The organism is Micromonospora sp. Llam0, from assembly GCF_003751085.1.
Lineage (GTDB): Bacteria > Actinomycetota > Actinomycetes > Mycobacteriales > Micromonosporaceae > Micromonospora_E.
Genome location: NZ_RJJY01000001.1, coordinates 2,567,943 through 2,583,922, shown reverse-complemented (window position 1 = coordinate 2,583,922; position 15,980 = coordinate 2,567,943). Strand labels below are relative to the sequence as shown.

At 68.7% G+C, this 15,980-nt stretch carries 13 protein-coding genes; 6 read left to right on the top strand and 7 right to left on the bottom strand.

From position 1 onward, the window contains the following. Positions 1-146 precede the first annotated feature (146 nt). Genes EDC02_RS11525 through EDC02_RS11515 form a run of 3 tightly spaced genes read left to right on the top strand, consistent with a single transcriptional unit; the run spans position 147 to position 2,598 of the window. Positions 147-1,448 carry a GTP-binding protein gene (locus EDC02_RS11525; RefSeq protein ID WP_123601944.1) on the top strand — a complete coding sequence of 434 codons (1,302 nt, stop codon included), beginning with the start codon at positions 147-149 and terminating at the stop codon, positions 1,446-1,448. Continuing rightward, positions 1,445-1,708, top strand: a complete 264-nt coding sequence (locus EDC02_RS11520; protein WP_123601943.1) for a type B 50S ribosomal protein L31 — start codon at positions 1,445-1,447, stop codon at positions 1,706-1,708. The genes EDC02_RS11525 and EDC02_RS11520 overlap by 4 nt, the downstream gene beginning before the upstream one ends. Positions 1,709-1,716: 8 nt before the next feature. Then, complete coding sequence (locus EDC02_RS11515; RefSeq protein ID WP_233605870.1) at positions 1,717-2,598, top strand: class I SAM-dependent methyltransferase; 882 nt, start codon at positions 1,717-1,719, stop codon at positions 2,596-2,598. Positions 2,599-2,634: 36 nt separating this feature from the next. Here EDC02_RS11515 and EDC02_RS11510 read toward each other — a convergent pair whose 3' ends face one another. From EDC02_RS11510 to rpmF, 3 genes are all read right to left on the bottom strand, one after another. Beyond that, entirely contained in the window at positions 2,635-2,970 is a 336-nt protein-coding gene (locus tag EDC02_RS11510) for a (2Fe-2S) ferredoxin domain-containing protein (protein WP_123601941.1), read from the bottom strand. After that, positions 2,967-3,692, bottom strand: coding sequence for a trans-aconitate 2-methyltransferase (locus tag EDC02_RS11505; protein ID WP_123601940.1), 726 nt, complete (start codon positions 3,690-3,692; stop codon positions 2,967-2,969). Before EDC02_RS11505 ends, EDC02_RS11510 begins: the two co-directional genes overlap by 4 nt. Positions 3,693-3,765: 73 nt before the next feature. Continuing rightward, positions 3,766-3,945 (bottom strand): 50S ribosomal protein L32, encoded by a 180-nt coding sequence (gene rpmF, locus EDC02_RS11500; RefSeq protein ID WP_123604709.1) that lies wholly within the window; start codon positions 3,943-3,945, stop codon positions 3,766-3,768. 158 nt (positions 3,946-4,103) lie between these two features. Here rpmF and EDC02_RS11495 point away from each other — a divergent pair, with 158 nt between their 5' ends. The 3 genes from EDC02_RS11495 (at position 4,104) to EDC02_RS11485 (ending at position 8,780) form a co-directional block, all read left to right on the top strand. Beyond that, positions 4,104-5,990: an ABC transporter ATP-binding protein gene (locus tag EDC02_RS11495; RefSeq protein ID WP_123601939.1), complete on the top strand. Its 1,887-nt coding sequence runs from the start codon at positions 4,104-4,106 to the stop codon at positions 5,988-5,990. 125 nt (positions 5,991-6,115) lie between these two features. Beyond that, positions 6,116-7,861 carry an ABC transporter ATP-binding protein gene (locus tag EDC02_RS11490; protein ID WP_158632151.1) on the top strand — a complete coding sequence of 582 codons (1,746 nt, stop codon included), beginning with the start codon at positions 6,116-6,118 and terminating at the stop codon, positions 7,859-7,861. Positions 7,862-8,084: 223 nt separating this feature from the next. Continuing rightward, on the top strand, positions 8,085-8,780 hold the full coding sequence (locus EDC02_RS11485; protein ID WP_123601937.1) for a class I SAM-dependent methyltransferase: 696 nt from the start codon (positions 8,085-8,087) through the stop codon (positions 8,778-8,780). An 88-nt stretch (positions 8,781-8,868) separates the two neighbouring features. Here EDC02_RS11485 and EDC02_RS42340 read toward each other — a convergent pair whose 3' ends face one another. From EDC02_RS42340 to EDC02_RS11475, 4 genes are all read right to left on the bottom strand, one after another. After that, positions 8,869-8,994 carry a hypothetical protein gene (locus EDC02_RS42340; RefSeq protein WP_255500175.1) on the bottom strand — a complete coding sequence of 42 codons (126 nt, stop codon included), beginning with the start codon at positions 8,992-8,994 and terminating at the stop codon, positions 8,869-8,871. 202 nt (positions 8,995-9,196) lie between these two features. Then, positions 9,197-9,532 (bottom strand): hypothetical protein, encoded by a 336-nt coding sequence (locus EDC02_RS42780; RefSeq protein WP_370461443.1) that lies wholly within the window; start codon positions 9,530-9,532, stop codon positions 9,197-9,199. Continuing rightward, complete coding sequence (locus EDC02_RS40190) at positions 9,481-9,651, bottom strand: hypothetical protein (RefSeq protein ID WP_158632150.1); 171 nt, start codon at positions 9,649-9,651, stop codon at positions 9,481-9,483. The genes EDC02_RS42780 and EDC02_RS40190 overlap by 52 nt, the downstream gene beginning before the upstream one ends. A 46-nt stretch (positions 9,652-9,697) precedes the next feature. After that, positions 9,698-15,979 carry a non-ribosomal peptide synthetase gene (locus EDC02_RS11475; protein WP_199757591.1) on the bottom strand — a complete coding sequence of 2,094 codons (6,282 nt, stop codon included), beginning with the start codon at positions 15,977-15,979 and terminating at the stop codon, positions 9,698-9,700. Position 15,980: the final 1 nt, after the last annotated feature.

The following is a 15,980-nucleotide window of genomic DNA, read 5'->3' as shown; positions in this document are numbered from 1 at the left end:
GAGTTAGGGTGACCTTACCTCATGCTGGAAGTTTGGTGGCGCCGGGTCTGCGTGGCACCGGTGCCACGCTTTTGCCCTGCCGTTCGCTTCGGTGACTGCGTGCGTCTAGAATGACAATCGTTTTCAAGTAGCTCGAGAGGGGTGCGATGTCCTCGTCACCACGGGCACCTGCCCACGCCCGGACAACCGACGCCGATACCCGCCCGTCGCTGACCGTGCTGTCCGGATTCTGGCCGGCGGCGACCTTCGCCGTTGCCCGTACGCTGCTCGCTGCTGATCCGTCGTTGTTGCTGGTGCGGCACGACCTCACCGCGATCCGTAACGGTGTGGTCCGTCGGGTGATCCGCTCGGGAGCCGGCATCGTCGAGGACCAGCGGGTGGATCTGGTGCACGGCTGTGTCTCCTGCACCCTGCGGGAGGATGTGCTGCCCACCCTCGTGCGGCTCGCTCGTGGCAATCCCGGTCACGACCTTGTGCTGATGCTGCCGGAGGCGGTGGAGCCCGAAGCGGTCGCCGCCGCCTGCGACCACTGCCTCGTCGACGGGGCGCCGGTCGCCGAACTCATCCGCGTCGACTCGTTCATCACGGTCCTCGACGCCGAGCTTCTGCTCGACGGCCTTGCCAGCACCGACGATCTCACCGCGCTCGGTATCCAGACCGCGGAGGACGATCATCGCGCGCTCGCCGACGTCGTTGTCCGGCAGATCGAGTACGCCGACACCCTGGTGCTCTGGGGGCAGTCCCGGGAAGGTGCCTTCGACACCAGCAGGTTGTCGGTCCTGCTGCAGCGGATGGCGCCCTGGGCGGTGCGCATCCGGGTCGACGGCGACTCCGTGGACGCCGGCACACTGAACCGTCAGCTGCGGCACACCCATCGGTACCAGCCGGAGACTCCCGGAATGCTTGCCCGAGGACTGCAGGGCTACCCGCTGGGCACCCATGAGCCGGAGTCCGACTGCGGGGTGGTCTCCGTCGTCTTCCGTGCCTGTCGGCCGTTTCATCCGCAGCGCCTGCACGACGTACTGGAAGAGGTCAACGCCGAGATGGTCCGCTCGCGGGGTCACCTCTGGCTGGCCAGCCAACCAGACACCGTGGTGGCCTGGGAGTTCGCTGGCGGCGGCCTGTCCATGGGGTCGCTCGGACACTGGCTGGTCAGCCTGCCCGAGGACCGCTGGGAGCATGTCCACGACCAGCGCCGGCTCGCCGCGGCCCTGCAGTGGGACCCCTACTACGGCGACCGGCACCAGCATCTGGTCTTCATCGGCCTCGACGCCGATCCGGCCGAGTTGCACCGCACCCTCACCGGCTGCCTACTCACCGACGCTGAACTCGCCGACGGGGAGGAGACCTGGCGGACGTACCACGACCCGTTCGCCGGGTGCTTCCCCCTCGACGCGGGGGAGTTGACCGACACCGGCACCGACACCGAAGGAGCGCAGCCCGTATGAAGCCTGGAATCCACCCCGAGTACCGACCTGTCGTCTACCGCGACAAGGGCGCCGACTTCGCCTTCCTCACCCGTTCCACCGCCACCAGCGACCAGGCGATCGAGTGGACCGACGGCAACACCTACCCGGTCATCGACGTCCAGATCTCGTCCGCCAGTCACCCTTTCTGGACCGGCAAGCAGCGCCTGCTCGACACCGCTGGTCGGGTCGAGAAGTTCCGCAAGAAGTACGCCCGCAAGGGACCGCAGGCCAGCAAATGAGCACCGGGGTGCCTGTCGACTGGACCGAACTGGCACCACAGCTGCTCGATGCGGCCCGGCACGACCGGGCCTGGTACCTGACGCTTGCCCGCGAGCTGGTCGATCCCGCAGACCGACTCGCGGTCGACGTCGGCTGCGGCGCTGGCGGGATGTCGCTGGCCATCGCCCGGATGATGACCTGCGGCAGGGTCGTCGCGGTGGACGCTAGCCCGGCGGTACTCGACACCGCCCGAGACCACATCCGTACCGCCTGGTCGGACCCCCGGGTCCGGGTGGAGCCGGTACTCGTTGACATTCCCGCCGACACGGCCGCCCTGCGCGAGACGCTCGGCGGCCCGGCCGATCTGGTCTGGGCATCTGCCGCGCTGCACCATGTCGGCGACCAGCAGGCGGCGGTCACCGCCCTCGCCAGCCTGCTCGACCCCGGCGGGCGGTTGGCCCTTGCCGAGGGCGGCCTACCGGAGCAACACCTGCCGTGGGACGTCGGCCTGGGCGAACCCGGGCTGGAAGGCCGGCTGAACGCAGCCCAGGACCGATGGTTCGCCAGGATGCGGGCAGAACTACCCGACAGTCGGCGGATGCCGTACGGCTGGCCCGAAGCGTTACGCCTGGCCGGGCTGTCGCCGGTGACCACCCGGACCACCCTGGACGAACGGCCGCCGCCGCTCGACAACGCCGCACGCAAGGCCGTGCTAGCGGATCTCACCCGGCGGGTCGGCTGGCTGCGGCCCACCGGCCTTGTCGCCACCGGTGATCTCGACGCCTGGGATCGCCTCCTCGATCGGTCAGGGGAGCATTGGCTGGGCCACCGAAACGACCTGTTCCGGCTCTCCGCCCGCAGCGTGCACCTCGGCGTACGCCCCCCGGGACCATCCGTGAACCGCTGGTGACAACCGCGTCTGCTGGCTGACGACTATGTCCTCGAGTCAGGGTGATTTCCTGTCCGCGTGCCGGATGAGTTCGACGACCGCGTCCAGCTGCCCAGGCTCCTCCACCGGGCCGATCAGCTTTCCGCGCTGCCCCGCAGACTCCGTCCTGCTGACCAGGAGTAGGGCAGGTGCGCGGTGGCAGACGCCGAGGCATCCGGCCCGGACCAGAATGGCTCCGTGGCTGCAACGCACGGCCTCCCGCAGGGCTGCAGCGAGATCCTGCGACTCACGGTCGGGCGCGCGTGAACAGCTGCGGTGGCGCAGGGCGTGGCAGCGGTGGCCGTCGCAGTAGACGACGGTCAGCCCGCTGTGGGCTGGCTCGGCGGAGTTCATCGAGGGTCCGCACGTCGGCGGAACGCGATCAGGGCATGGTCGGCCCGCTGGTGTAAAAGCGCCGCCTCGCCGAATCCGGCTTGCCGGGCCGCCGCACGGTGCCAGTCGGTGGAAGCGACGAACTCCGCGCAGGCGAGTCCAGCCAGGGCCGCCGTCCGCTCGTCCAGCAGCGATGCCATCGCTGGCTCGCGGGCCAGCCTGACCCACCAGGCGGTCCACAGATCGCTTCCATCGTCCCGCCGCCGCGCAAGCATGGGGGCAGCAGGCATGGCATCGCCGACGAGGAGCAAACCGTCCGGGCGGAGCACCTGTCGGGCCTCGGCGTACCAGTCTCGCAACCGGTTTTCGGGTAGGTAGTGCACGGTCATCAGAGCCAGCACCAGGTCGTACGGGCCGCCCGCCAACGAGGTCCAGTCGGGCGAGCCGATGTCGGCCCGTACGGTACGCACCGTCGGCAGCGCGGTGTCGGCCAGGGCGAGCAGAGCCGGATCGACATCCAGCACGGTGAGCTGCGCCTCGGGCCACCGCCGCAGGATCGACTCCGCGGTGGTGCCAGGGCCGCCTCCGACATCGAGCACCCGACCGGGTGCCCGCCCGTGGACCCGCTCAGTGGCTGCGAGGCCGGCGTCGTGCAGCTCGGTGCGGCCGGGCTGGTAGTGACACATCATGGTTTCCCAGTCGCGCCGCCACCGGTTGGCGTCATCCCGGGTGAGGGCGGTCATCGTCCGTCCGGGACCGGCTCGGCGTGGTCAGACGGATCGCCGAGTCCGAAGGCGGTCACCGGCAGGCGTCCGGTCACGGCCGGTCCACCACCTGACGCCCCTTGTACAGACCGCAGTGCGTGCAGGCCTGGTGTGGCACCACCATCTCCTTGCGGGGGCATGGGCACGGGGTCACCTGCGTCGCCGTCGCCTTCCACCGCGCCCGCCGGTGCCGGGTGTTCGACCGCGACATCTTCCGCTTCGGTACGGCCATCAGGATCTCCTTCACGAGAGGGTCTGGCGTCAGCTTATCGGTACTGATTATCATGTTGCTCTTGGGGCTCTGGTTCTTGGACCGCGACGGCGTCGAAGTGGGCGTGCGGGGGGTGAGGTGGTCCATGTGTGTGCGAGGTGTCCGTCGATGGGCGGTCCATGCACAACGAAAACCGTCTGGGGCAAAGATGGGCTCGGGTGCCGACGCGCGCCTTGCGCAGCCTGAGGATGCTCCGTTGGCTGATGGGGAATTGGCCCGTTGGTATCGCCGGGTCGAGTGCGACCGATACGTGTTCTGGGGGTGCGGCCGTGTGGTCGACGATCAAGCTGTTCCTGTCGCTGCGGCCGCAGGCCCGGCTGGAGATAGCCGGCCTGGTCGGGCTGATGCTGCTCATCACGGCGACCTACGTTGGCCAGGGACTGCTGATCGCGGACCTGCTGGCCCGGGTGTTCTCGTCAACCGAGCTCGGCGAGCTGGTGGTACCCCTGGTCGTGATCGGTGTTCTCCAGTTGGCGCGCGGCGCCCTGATCGTGGTGAAGGACTCGTGGGCGCAGCGGGTGTCTGCGCGGGTCAAGGAGGCGGTGCGCGAGGGCCTCGCGTTGAAGTTGATGGAAATCGGCCCCGGCCAGGCGCAGCGAATGCGCACGGGTGACCTGCAGTCGACGATCGTGGACTCCGTCGAACTGCTCGATCCGCTGATGGGCCGGTTCGTGCCCGCCGTGGTGGCCTCCGTGCTCGGGGCCTGCCTTGCTGCGGTCTACGTGATCGCGGTCGACCCGGTGGTGGGAATCGTGGTGCTCGCGTGCGCGCTGCTGGCTCCATTGTCAAAGATGGTCGGCGACCGTTGGATCAAGGATCGTGGCGATCGCTGGATGATCTCCTACCGCGGCCTCTACGCCGAGAGCCTGGACGCGGTCCAAGGGATGGCCACCCTGAAGGCGTTCAACGCCAGCGCCCGGCGCGGCCGGGAACTGGTCGACCGAGGTGAGGCGTTCTGCCGGGACTCGATTCGGCTCATGATGGCGTGGTGCGCGTCCTCCAGCGTCGGGGAACTGATGGTGCCGATCGGTACCGCGGCCGCGGTCGGTCTCGGCGCATGGCATGCCGCCACCGGGGCCGTCAGCATCGCAGGGCTGTTCACGATCCTGATCCTGACGCGGGAGACGTTCAGGCCAATGCACGACCTCGAGGCGGCCTATCACGCGGCGTACTCCGCGATCCCGGCCAGCCGCGCCATCGCCGACGTTCTACGACTCGAGCCGGACGTGCGAGACGACGCGACAACGGCACCGCAGCTGCGGCAGAATCCGCCGAGCCTGGAATTTGACGATCTTCGGTTCTGCTACCCGACGCGGCGGGCACCCGCGCTCGACGGGTTCAGCCTGGTCGTCGCGCCGGGGGAGCGGGTTGCCATCGTGGGGCGCTCGGGTGCGGGTAAGAGCACCGTGGTCGGTCTGCTGATGCGCTACTTCGACGCCGACGCCGGGTCCATCCGTGTCGGCGGTCACGACACGCGCACGTTCCCGCTGGCCGACCTGCGGTCGCTCGTCGGTGTCGTGTCGCAGGACACCTACCTGTTCCACGGCACTGTCCGCGAGAACCTGCTGCTCGCCAGACCGGACGCCACCGACGACGAGATCGCTCGCGCGGTGACCGCAGCCCAGGCCGCCGAATTCATCTCCCGCCTGCCTCAGGGATTCGACACGGTAGTCGGTGAACGAGGTCTGAAGCTGTCCGGCGGCGAGCGCCAACGCATCGCGATCGCCCGCGCCCTGCTCAAGGACGCCCCCGTACTCATCCTCGACGAGCCGACATCGAGCATCGACGCCGCCAACGAAGCGGAGATCACCCGGGCGCTCGGCGAGTTGACCCGCGGCCGTACGACGATCATCATCGCCCATCGGCTGTCCACTGTTCGTGACGCAGACAGAATCGTGGTGATGGAGGCCGGGCGGATCGTCGAGTCTGGCCGCCACGTCGAACTCGTCGCTCGCGAAGGTGTCTACGCCGAACTCGTCGCGACGCAGACTGGAGCACCGGCATGACCGCGACCACGCACGCGCACCCGCCTACCTCTGGACACCCCGACGGTCACAGCCACGGTCATGTCCATGAACGTGCAGACGGTCCGAGTTCGCGTCGATCGCTGGTAACCAGGCTGAGGAGCCTGATGCCCCTGTTGGGCGAGCACCGCAACCTCATCGCCGTCGCCTATCTGGCGGGGGTGCTGCATCAGTTGCTGCTGATCGCCTCGGCCGGAGTGGGCGCCTACGTGGTGGCGCGGGCGGCCGCCGGGGCGTCGCCGGGGCAACTCACCGGCTGGCTTGTCCTCCTCGGGTGCCTGATCGTGCCGTTGGTCGTCATGAACGTGGCAGACAACACCTTCGCCCATGTCGCCGCTTTCCGAGCGCTGGCCGACATCCGCGCAAAGGTGTTCACCGCCTTCGAACGGCTCTCACCCGGCTACATGGTCGAGCGACGCTCCGGTGACCTCGGTGCGGCCGCCGTCTCCGACGTGGAAGAGATCGAGATCTTCTTCGCCCATACCCTCAGCCCGTTGGCCGTCGCGTCGACGGTTCCGGTGGCAACCACCGTCGTCCTGGCGTCGTTCCACTGGTCACTGGCCTGTGCGCTGCTGCCCGTGCTGCTACTGCTGGCGTCGGTCCCGGCCTGGCTGCGGCACCGCGCTGAACTGCACGGGCGTGAACTGCGCGATTCTCTCGGCCGAATGAGCGCCGACAGTACCGATACCTTCCAAGGGTTGCGCGAACTGGTGAACTTCGGCGCACACTCCCAGCGTCTCGGCCTGCTGCGCCAGCAGAGCGTTCGGCTGGCCAAGGCGAAGACCGCCCACGGCCGCCGTGGGGGCATCGAGTACGCCGCCACGGACACGATCGCACTCGTGGGAATACTTGTCGTACTCGTCCTGGGTGCCCGGCTCGTCGTCGCGGGGGAACTCGATCGCTCGGTGTATCCCGTAGCCGTCGTTCTCGCGGCGATGGCGATGGCGCCGGTGCTGAAGGTGACCGAGGTCGCGCGCGAGTTGTCCGTGGTTGCGTCCGCAGCCGAACGCATCAACGTCCTGCTCGATGAGCCTGCACCTGTGTCCGACCTGGTCACGCGGCCGCCGGCTGGATCGATTGAACCGCATGTCCAGTTCGACGGCGTGACATTTGCCTATCGCAGCGACCTGTCGCCGGCAGTGCGGGACGTGAGTTTCGAGATTCATCCTGGAGAGACGGTCGCGCTGGTGGGGCACTCCGGAGCTGGCAAGTCGACATGCGCGAATCTGCTGCTGCGATTCTGGGACGTCACCGCCGGCTCGGTGACCGTGGGCGGACACGACGTCCGGGATTTCCCGCAGGAGGACCTGCGTCAGCTGATGACGCTGGTCCCACAGAACACGTTCCTGTTCAACACCACCATCCGTGACAACATCCGCCTCGGCCGCGCCGACGCCTCCGACGAGGAGGTCGAGGCCGCCGCGCGGGACGCTCAGGCGCATGAGTTCATCAGTGGCCTGCCGGACGGCTACGACACCGTCGCAGGCGAGCTCGGCGCGCTGATGTCCGGCGGGCAGCGACAACGGATCGCGATAGCACGGGCTCTGCTGAAAGACGCTCCGATTCTTGTCATGGATGAGGCGGTGTCTAACCTCGACGCAGCGAGCGAACACGCTGTCGCTCGGGCGATGGAGGAAGCCCGGCATGGTCGTACCACCCTCGTGATCGCCCACCGGCTGTCCACGATCCGCACCGCCGACCGTATCGTCGTCATCTCCGAAGGGCGGGTGGCGGAGTCCGGCACGCATGAGGAGCTTCTCGCGGCTGGCGGAGCGTACGTCGAGCTACTCGCGTCCCAGCTCGACGGGATCCTCGATCCGGACTCGCGAACAGCGAGTCGGTCAGGTCACTGACCGAGCCGCCGAACGTTGAGCGGATAGCCGGGCGATGCGGCCGAGGAGAAGATCGCAATGCTCAAGAGCGATCCGCTGACGAGAAACCTGGACGCGGTGAAGAACGATCGCTTTATCATCCAGGCCGCGACATGGAGTCGTCTTTCGCCTACGCCGTTCCCCAGGTTGCCGAAAGTCTCATCGCACTCTATAACTAATCGAAAATCGGAAGGACAAGAATGCAATGACAAACTCGGAAAGTGCCCAGGCTGTTGTCACGGAGTACTGGAGCAAAGCGGGAGATGCCTACGACGTACATCCGACCAGCGTGCTGCACACCGGTGAGGCGGCCGGACTTTGGCGTGGCATCTGGGCCTCGGGGCTGCCGAATCCGCCGGCCGATGTGCTCGACGTGGGCACCGGCACCGGGCTGGTGGCGATGGAGTTGTGGCGACTCGGCTATCGCGTGACCGGCGTCGACCTCGCCGAGGGCATGCTCGACTTCGCACGTGCCAAAGCACGTCAAGTACAGAACGCGCCTGTCTTCGCGGTCGGCGACGCTGTCTCGCCACCTTTCCCGGAGGGCAGTTTCGACGCGATCACGGCGCGTTACGTGCTCTGGACCTTGCGCGAGCCCGAACGAGCGCTGAGCAACTGGAGACGACTCCTGAGGCCCGGCGGTCGAATCGCAATCGTAGATGGCGCATGGGGGGATATGTACACGAGCACCTACGACCAGGACACGACGGCTGTCCTGACCTTGGCCAGCGCAACTTCCGCCGAAGAATACACCGCCGCGATCGAAGCCGCAGGCTATCGTGATGTCGCAGTGCAAGAACTCACCGAACTCTACGAGATCGAGCTTCGGCACAGCGCGGAGACCGATGGTGCCGAGTCATCCCAGGTTCGCTTGCAGTATCTTGTCACCGCAGCGAGATGAGACAGCCTATAAAGGTTGTCTCGTGACTCGGCGACGGCGTTGCCCGGTCAGCGGTGCCGGCATCACCCGCAGGGTCCCGGCAAAGTCGTCAGGTGATGCCGAGCCGTGCCAGCGGGCGGGTGCTGTCGCGGGCGTGATGCCGGTTGGCGGCGGCGATGTTGGTGACCCCGCTCAGGCGAAGGGCGCCGATCGCGGCGTTGAGTAAAGCTGCCATGACCTCGGGTCCGGTGCCGGTGCGGATCTGGCTGCGGGCCTCATCGTAGGTGACGTCGCGGACCCAGTGGGTAGGGTCGGCCGCATGGCGAGGTGCCTGTTGGGCAGGTCCTTTTCCATGCGGCCTCCCTCCGAACCGGACATGATAGTTTCCTGATCATCCGGCTCTCCAGTGACTGCTGCGTGAGCGTTCAGGCCGACTGTCAGCCCTGGATGCGTTCGTAGCATGAGCCGCAGACCACGAGGGACTTGCGGCGTCGCCGTGCCATGAGCTGCACCCAGTCGGGTTGTGCGTCTCCGGTTCTGGCGAGGTCAGCGAGCTTCCGGACGTGATGCACCTGAATGTTGTCCGTCTGCTTGCAGATTTTGCAGATGTCCGCCAGGAGCCTGCTGATCAGCTCCTTGTGCGGAAAACTGACCTGGGGCGGCCGGCGGTCGGAGGTGACCGCCGTTTTCTGTCGCTTGAGTGGAATGCCCCCGAACCGTGCTACCAGTGGTTGCCTGCCTTGTTCTCGATCGACCAGTGCCCCCGGATCCACGCCGCCAGTTGCGCCGGTTTCGCCTGATGAACATGGAGGTCGGTGATCCGGTCCCGGATCACGGGCCGCACGCCCTCGGTCCTCGACACCGACAGGAACGGCCCGTGCAGCAGGTACACCCCGGGCCTCAAGCTCAGCGATCCGCCTGAGCACCTGCCCTGATCGTTAGATCTCTCCTGACTCGTATGGGCCGACGGCAGCTAGGTGGGCGGCGACTCGGCGGATTGTGGCGGCCGAGAAAAAGACGGCGAGGGTCACTTCGCCGAGGCCCGCGCGGCGGATCTGCTCGATGATGCGAGTGGCTGCGAGGCTGTCGCCGCCTAGGGTGAAGAAGTTATCGTCGCGACCGATTGTCGGTTGGTTGAGCAGCGTGGACCAGGTTTCGGCCAAGGCGACCTCGAGCGGGCCTTCGGGTGCCGTCGCCTGGTCGGGGCGGGTGTCGGCGGACAGTTCGGCGATGCGCCGCCGGTCGATTTTTCCGTTCGCGCTCAACGGCAACGCCTCGATGACCGCGATCCGAGCCGGCACCATGTGCGCCGGCAACCGGTCCACGACCCACCTCACCAGGGCGTCCTCGTCCACGGTATCGGCGGCTGGTACAGCGGCGGCGGTGATCGCGGAGCCGGTGAACACGGCGACGGCCGAGGCGATGGCCGGATGGGCGCAGAGGGCGGCTTCGATCTCGCCGAGCTCGATTCGGTGGCCACGGAGTTTGACCTGGTGATCGGCACGGCCCAGGAATTCCAGGATGGCGCCGGGGCGGTAGCGGCCCAGGTCGCCGGTCCGGTACCAGCGTTCGCCGTCTGCCACGACGAACCTGGCCGAGGTCAGCTCCGGAGCGTCGCGGTAACGACGGGCGACACCGGCACCGCCGATCCAGAGTTCCCCGGGCACCCAGTCCGGGCAGTCCCGGCCGAGGCCGTCGACCACGCGGAAACGCTGATTCCGTAGGGGATAGCCGTAGGGCACCGACGGCCATTCCGGGTCCAGATCGGCGACGTCGAAGGCGTTCGACCAGATCGAGGCCTCTGTGGCCCCGCCGAGCGCCACCAGTCGCGCGCCGGGAACACGAAGGTCCAGCCCGACCCAGTCACCGGAAACCAGCGCCAGCCGCAGCGACCCCACGTCACCGACGACGAGGAGCATTTCGAGCAGCGTGGGTACGGAGTTCCACACGGTCACCCCGTGTTCCGAGGCGATCCGGTGCCACGCCTGGGCGTCACGTCGATGTTCCTCGCCGATGGTTACGACCGCGCCGCCCGCGCCGAGCAGCCCGAAGATGTCGTACACGGAAAGGTCGAAGTCCAAAGCCGAGACGGCGAGGACCCGGTCTTCCGGACCGACACCGTAGCGGTCGTTGATGTCCTCAACGGTGTTGGCGGCAGCCCGGTGCGTGATCTCTACGCCCCTCGGCTCGCCGGTGGAACCCGAGGTGAAGATCAGGTAGGCGAGCGCCTCAGGGTCGGCAGGTGCGGGAGTCGGCAGCGGCTCGAACCGTCGCGCCTCCTGCAACGTGGCGCCGGTGAGCACGATCCGGGCGTCGGCGGTGGCCAGTGTGCGGTCCCGGCGGGCCGGTGGCTGGTCGACGCCGACCGGCACGTAAGCCGCGCCCGCCGCGAGCACGCCGAGGACCGCGACGATCTGGTCCGGACCCTTCGGCAGCGACACCGCGACCGGCTCGGCCGGGCTGACCCCCTTGGCGCGCAGCAGTGCGGCGACCCGCAGCGCTTTGTCGGCAAGCTGCCCACGGGTGAGCACGGCCCCGGTGTGGTCAACAACCGCGGGCTCATCCGGATCGTCGCGGGCCATAGCGAAGAATGGCAGGTGCAGCGTCCGCTCCCGCTCCGGCGCCGCGGTCGCATTGACCAGTTGCCGCTGCCGCACCTGATCCGATGGCAGCGCGGTGGGTGCCGGTGCGTCCCAGGGTGAATCGGCGAGGGCGGTCACCAGCGCCAGGTATGCGCCGAACATGTCGTCGAGCACGCCCGGTGGGAAGAGCCCTTCCACGGCGTCCCAGTACAGGTCGACGCCGAGCCCGTCGGGGTCGTGCCGTTCCACCACCTGGTGGTCGAGCCAGACCTGCGGCGTCTGGGACAGCCCCCAGACCGGCTCGGCAAACAGGCCAGAGCTTGCCGCCTCGCCGGGCACACCGAGCGCACTGGTGAACACGACCGGCATGGTGACCGCGCCGTCGCCGGTGTGGCGGGCGAGCTCGCGCAGGACCCCGACCGCGGAGAGCTCCCGGTGGTCCAAGCCCTGCCACAGATCGCGCTGGACGCGCCGCACCCGGTCGAGCCAGCTGTCGCCCGTCTCGGGCTGGTAGGCCACCAGCACGAGCGAGGTGAAGTCGCCGACGACCCGGTCCACGTGCGGGTGTCCGTCGCGGTCGAAGAGCGTGAGGTTGAGGGTCAGGTCGGTCCGAGCACTCCACCGACCGAGAATTTCCGCGTACGCGGTCAGCAGCAGAGCCGACGGGGTAACGCCGTGCTCCCGGGCCCGATCCCGCAACCGCTGCCAGTCGGATGGGCCGATGCTCGACGAGCGGCGCGTGAACCGGGGCACCCCGGTCGTCGCCGGGTCCACCGCGAGTGGCAGCTGCGGCGCAGGCGGCAGAGTGTCGAGCCTTGACCGCCAATAGTCGGTGGCCTTCCGTAGCGCAGCGGGCGACGGACGGCTGCCGAGCAGGTAGTCGCGGAACGTGAGCTCCACGGGCGGCAGCGCCGCACCCAGATCAGCGTACAGAGCGGACAGCTCGGAGTAGATCATAAGGATGCTCAGCGCGTCCGCGACAAGCGTGTCGATGCCGAGACCGATCCGGGCACCGGTCGGCGTCTGCTCGACCCCGATGTCGAACAGCGGCCATACGGAAGGATCGAAGACCCGGTGAGCCATGGCTTCTCGAACATCCGGCAGCACCCGTACGCGGAATTGCGGCACGTGGGGAAGGACCCGTTGCACGCCGTTGTCTGCGAAGACTGCTCGCAGCATCGGGTGTCGTTGGACCAACCGGTTCGCGGCCGCCTCCAGCCGCGCCACGTCGATCGTCGGCGTGTCGAACTCGCGGTAGAAGTGGCAGCCGACGCCGCCGAGGGTGAATTCCGGGGAGCGGCCCAGCCAGTAGGCGCGCTGCACGTCGGTGGGCGGAAATGGCTCGTGTGCGGCGGCCGGGTCGGCGGTGATCTGCCGGACCGCCGGCTCCGAGCCGACCCGTAGCGTCTCGGCGAAGTCGGCCAGCACCGGATGGGCGAAGAGCGCACTCAGGGCGACACCGGTGAACCCCGCCGAGCGCAACCGGCCGAGCAACTTCGTCGCCAGGAGGGAGTCGCCGCCCAGGGCGAAGAAGTCGTCCTCGCGCCCCACCGGATCCGCGCCGAGTACATCACGCCACGCCTCGGCGACCCGCTGCTCGACAAGTCCGCGCGGCGGCGTCGCTGGGCGGCGGTCGACGACGTAGCCATCGAGCAGCCCCGCTGCTGCGGATCGGTCGATTTTGCCGTTGCGGGTCAGGGGTAGCTCGGCGACGTGCACGATCAGGTCCGGGCGCATCGGCTCCGGCAGTAGCGTGGCCAAGGTCTTGGAGACCGAGTCCGGATCGGCGGTGCCGGTGACGGCCGCACCGAGCCGACCGTCCGCCGTGCGCACCACGACACTGCCGGTCACCTGCGGGTGGCTGCTCAGCGCCGCCTCGACCTCACCCAGCTCGACCCGGTAGCCGCGAATCTTCACCTGGTGGTCGGTGCGGCCGAGGAACTCGATGACCGCGCCGGGGCGATACCTGGCCCGATCACCGGTCCGATACCAGCGGACTCCATCATGAATGACAAAGCGTTCGCTCGTACGCGTCGGATCGCCGCGGTAGCCGCGCGCCACCCCCGCCCCGCCGATCCACAGCTCGCCGGTGACCCAGTCGGGGCAGTCCCGGCCGAGCGGGTCCACCACCCGACATCGGACGCCGCGCAGCGGCACGCCGTAGGGAACCAGTGCCCAGTCGGCGGGCACGTCGGTGACCTCACAGATCGTCGAGTGGATCGCGGTCTCGGTGGTGCCGCCCGCCGCGACGAACCGGCATTGAGGAGCCACTGCCGCGAGCCGTCCGGGCAGATCAACCGTTACCCGATCGCCCCCGAGAAGCACCACCCGCAGCGGTACGGCGTTGCCATCGAGCGCGGTCAGCAACGCGTCCAGCAGCGGGGGCACACAGTTGAGGACGGTGACTTCGTGCCGGCGTACGAGCTCAGCCCAGGCTGTCGCATCGCGCCGGTCCCGCTGGTCGACGCACACCAGTGAGCCGCCGCTGCCCAGGGTCGCAAACATGTCGAAAACCGACAGGTCGAACTCCAGCGCCGAGACCGCGAGGGTCCGGTCGCCGGGGCCGAGCCCGAACCGGTCGCTTAGGTCGGCGACGGTGTTTTGCGCGGCCGCGTGCGTGACCTCGACACCCTTGGGCTCGCCGGTGGAGCCCGAGGTGTAGAGCACGTACGCCAGGTCACCGGGCTCGCCGTCGACGGGCGTCGTCAGCGGCGGACCGGTGACCTCGAAGGACTCGTCGATCAGCAGTGTGGTCCCGGCCCCGGACAGGATGCGCTCGCGGCGCGCTGGCGGCTGGTCGACCCCGACGGGCAGGTAGGCGGCGCCTGCGGCGAGCACAGCCAGCGCGGCGACGATCTGGTCCGGCCCCTTGGGCAACGAGATCGCGACCAGGTCACCCCGGCCGGCGCCGCGGGCCCGCAGTGTCCCGGCCATCCGTAGCACCCGGTCGGCGAGGTCACCGTAGCTGAGCCAGCCGTCACGCGCCCAGATCAGGGCCGGTGCTTGCGGTGACTGCGCGGCCCGTACGAAGAATGCATCATGAAGTCGGTGGGTGACATCGGCAGGTGGCTCGAAGGTGACGACCCGTCGGCCGTCAGAAAACAACGCCGACCACGCTTGCGGCTCCCCGAGTAGCCGGTCGAGCAACGTGCCGTACGCGGCGAACATGGCGTCGAGCACGCCGGGCAGGAACGCGTCTTCCCGGGCGTCCCAGTTGACCAGCACCCCGCCGTCCAGCTCGGTGACCTGCGCGTCCAGCAACACCTGCGGCCCCTGCGAGACGATCCAGGTGGCCTCGCCGAAGCACTGCCGCACCTCCTCGGTGAACAGCGGGCCCAGCCCGAGCGCGCTGGTGTAGACCACCGGCGCCAGCATCTGGGAGCCCTGTCGACGGCTGGCGTCGCGCAGCACCTCGACCCCGGAATAGCCGGTGTGTGCCGCGTCGGCCTGGAACTGCTCCTGGAGGCGGCGGGCCCGGTCGGCGAATCCGCCACCGGCGGTGCCGTCCCAGGCCAGCAGTACCGAGGAGGTGAAGTCGCCGACCAGCGACGCCACGTCGGGGTGCAGCGGCTCCCGGTCGAACAGCGGCAGGTTGAGCAGGAACCGGGGCTCGGCGCTCCACTGGGTCAACGTCTCGGCGAACACGGCTGCGAGGGCCATCGCGGGGGTCAGGGCGTGCTGCTGGGCGCGGCGGCTCAGCACGGCGAACTCCGAGGAGTCCAGGATGCGGTGTCGCCGGACCACCCGGGTCGCCGTCCGCGCATGCTGCGTGACGACCGGCAGTTCGGGGGCGCCTGGCAGGTCTCTGAGACGCCAGTACGAGCGGTCCGCCTCGACGTCATCCCGGTGGCGGTCGCGGTCGGCAAGGTAGCGGGGATAGCTGTAGCCGAGCGGTGGCGGTGGTGTCCCGTCGGTGTAGTACGTGGCGAGGTCGGCCATCAGCACCCGAAGGCTCAGCGCGTCGGCGGCGATCATGTCGAGGTTGACGTGGACGCGGGTGCCGCCGGAGGGCAGCAGCGACAGGCGTACGTCGAAGACCTCACCCGTCGAGGCGTCCAGTTGGCGGTGGGAGAGGCGGCTGCGCAGTTCGGCGAGGCGTTGCTCGGCTTCCTCGGGCGTGCATCCGGTCAGGTCGTGGATTCGCAAGCCGGGCCACGGGCTGGTGGGCAGGATCTGCTGCGTCCCGTCGTCGTTCACCCGGACGCGGAGCATGCCGTGCCTTGCCAGGACCTGCCGCACCGCCTGCTCGAGCCGGGCGGGGTCGATGTCCTTGCCGTCGAACTCCTCGTAGAAGTGCGCGGCGACACCACCCAGGCGCTGGCCCGGCGTGCGGCCGACCCAGTAGGCGTGCTGCATCAACGCGAGAGGGAAGGGCTCGTCCTCCGCGACGTCGGGCTCGGTCGCCGGCTCCGGCCGAGGGACGCTCGCGGCCAGTAGGTCCCGCCATGCGCCGAGGGTCGGGCGGGCGAACAGGTCACCGAAGCGGACCACGATTCCGGCCCGCCGCCATGCGCCCGCCAGCCGCATGGTGGCCATCGAGTCCATGCCGAGCTCGATCAGGTTGTCGTCGTCGCCGATCGTGCCGGCCGGCAGGCCCAGTACCGCCGACAGCTCGTCGGCGAGGGTATCCGGTGACATG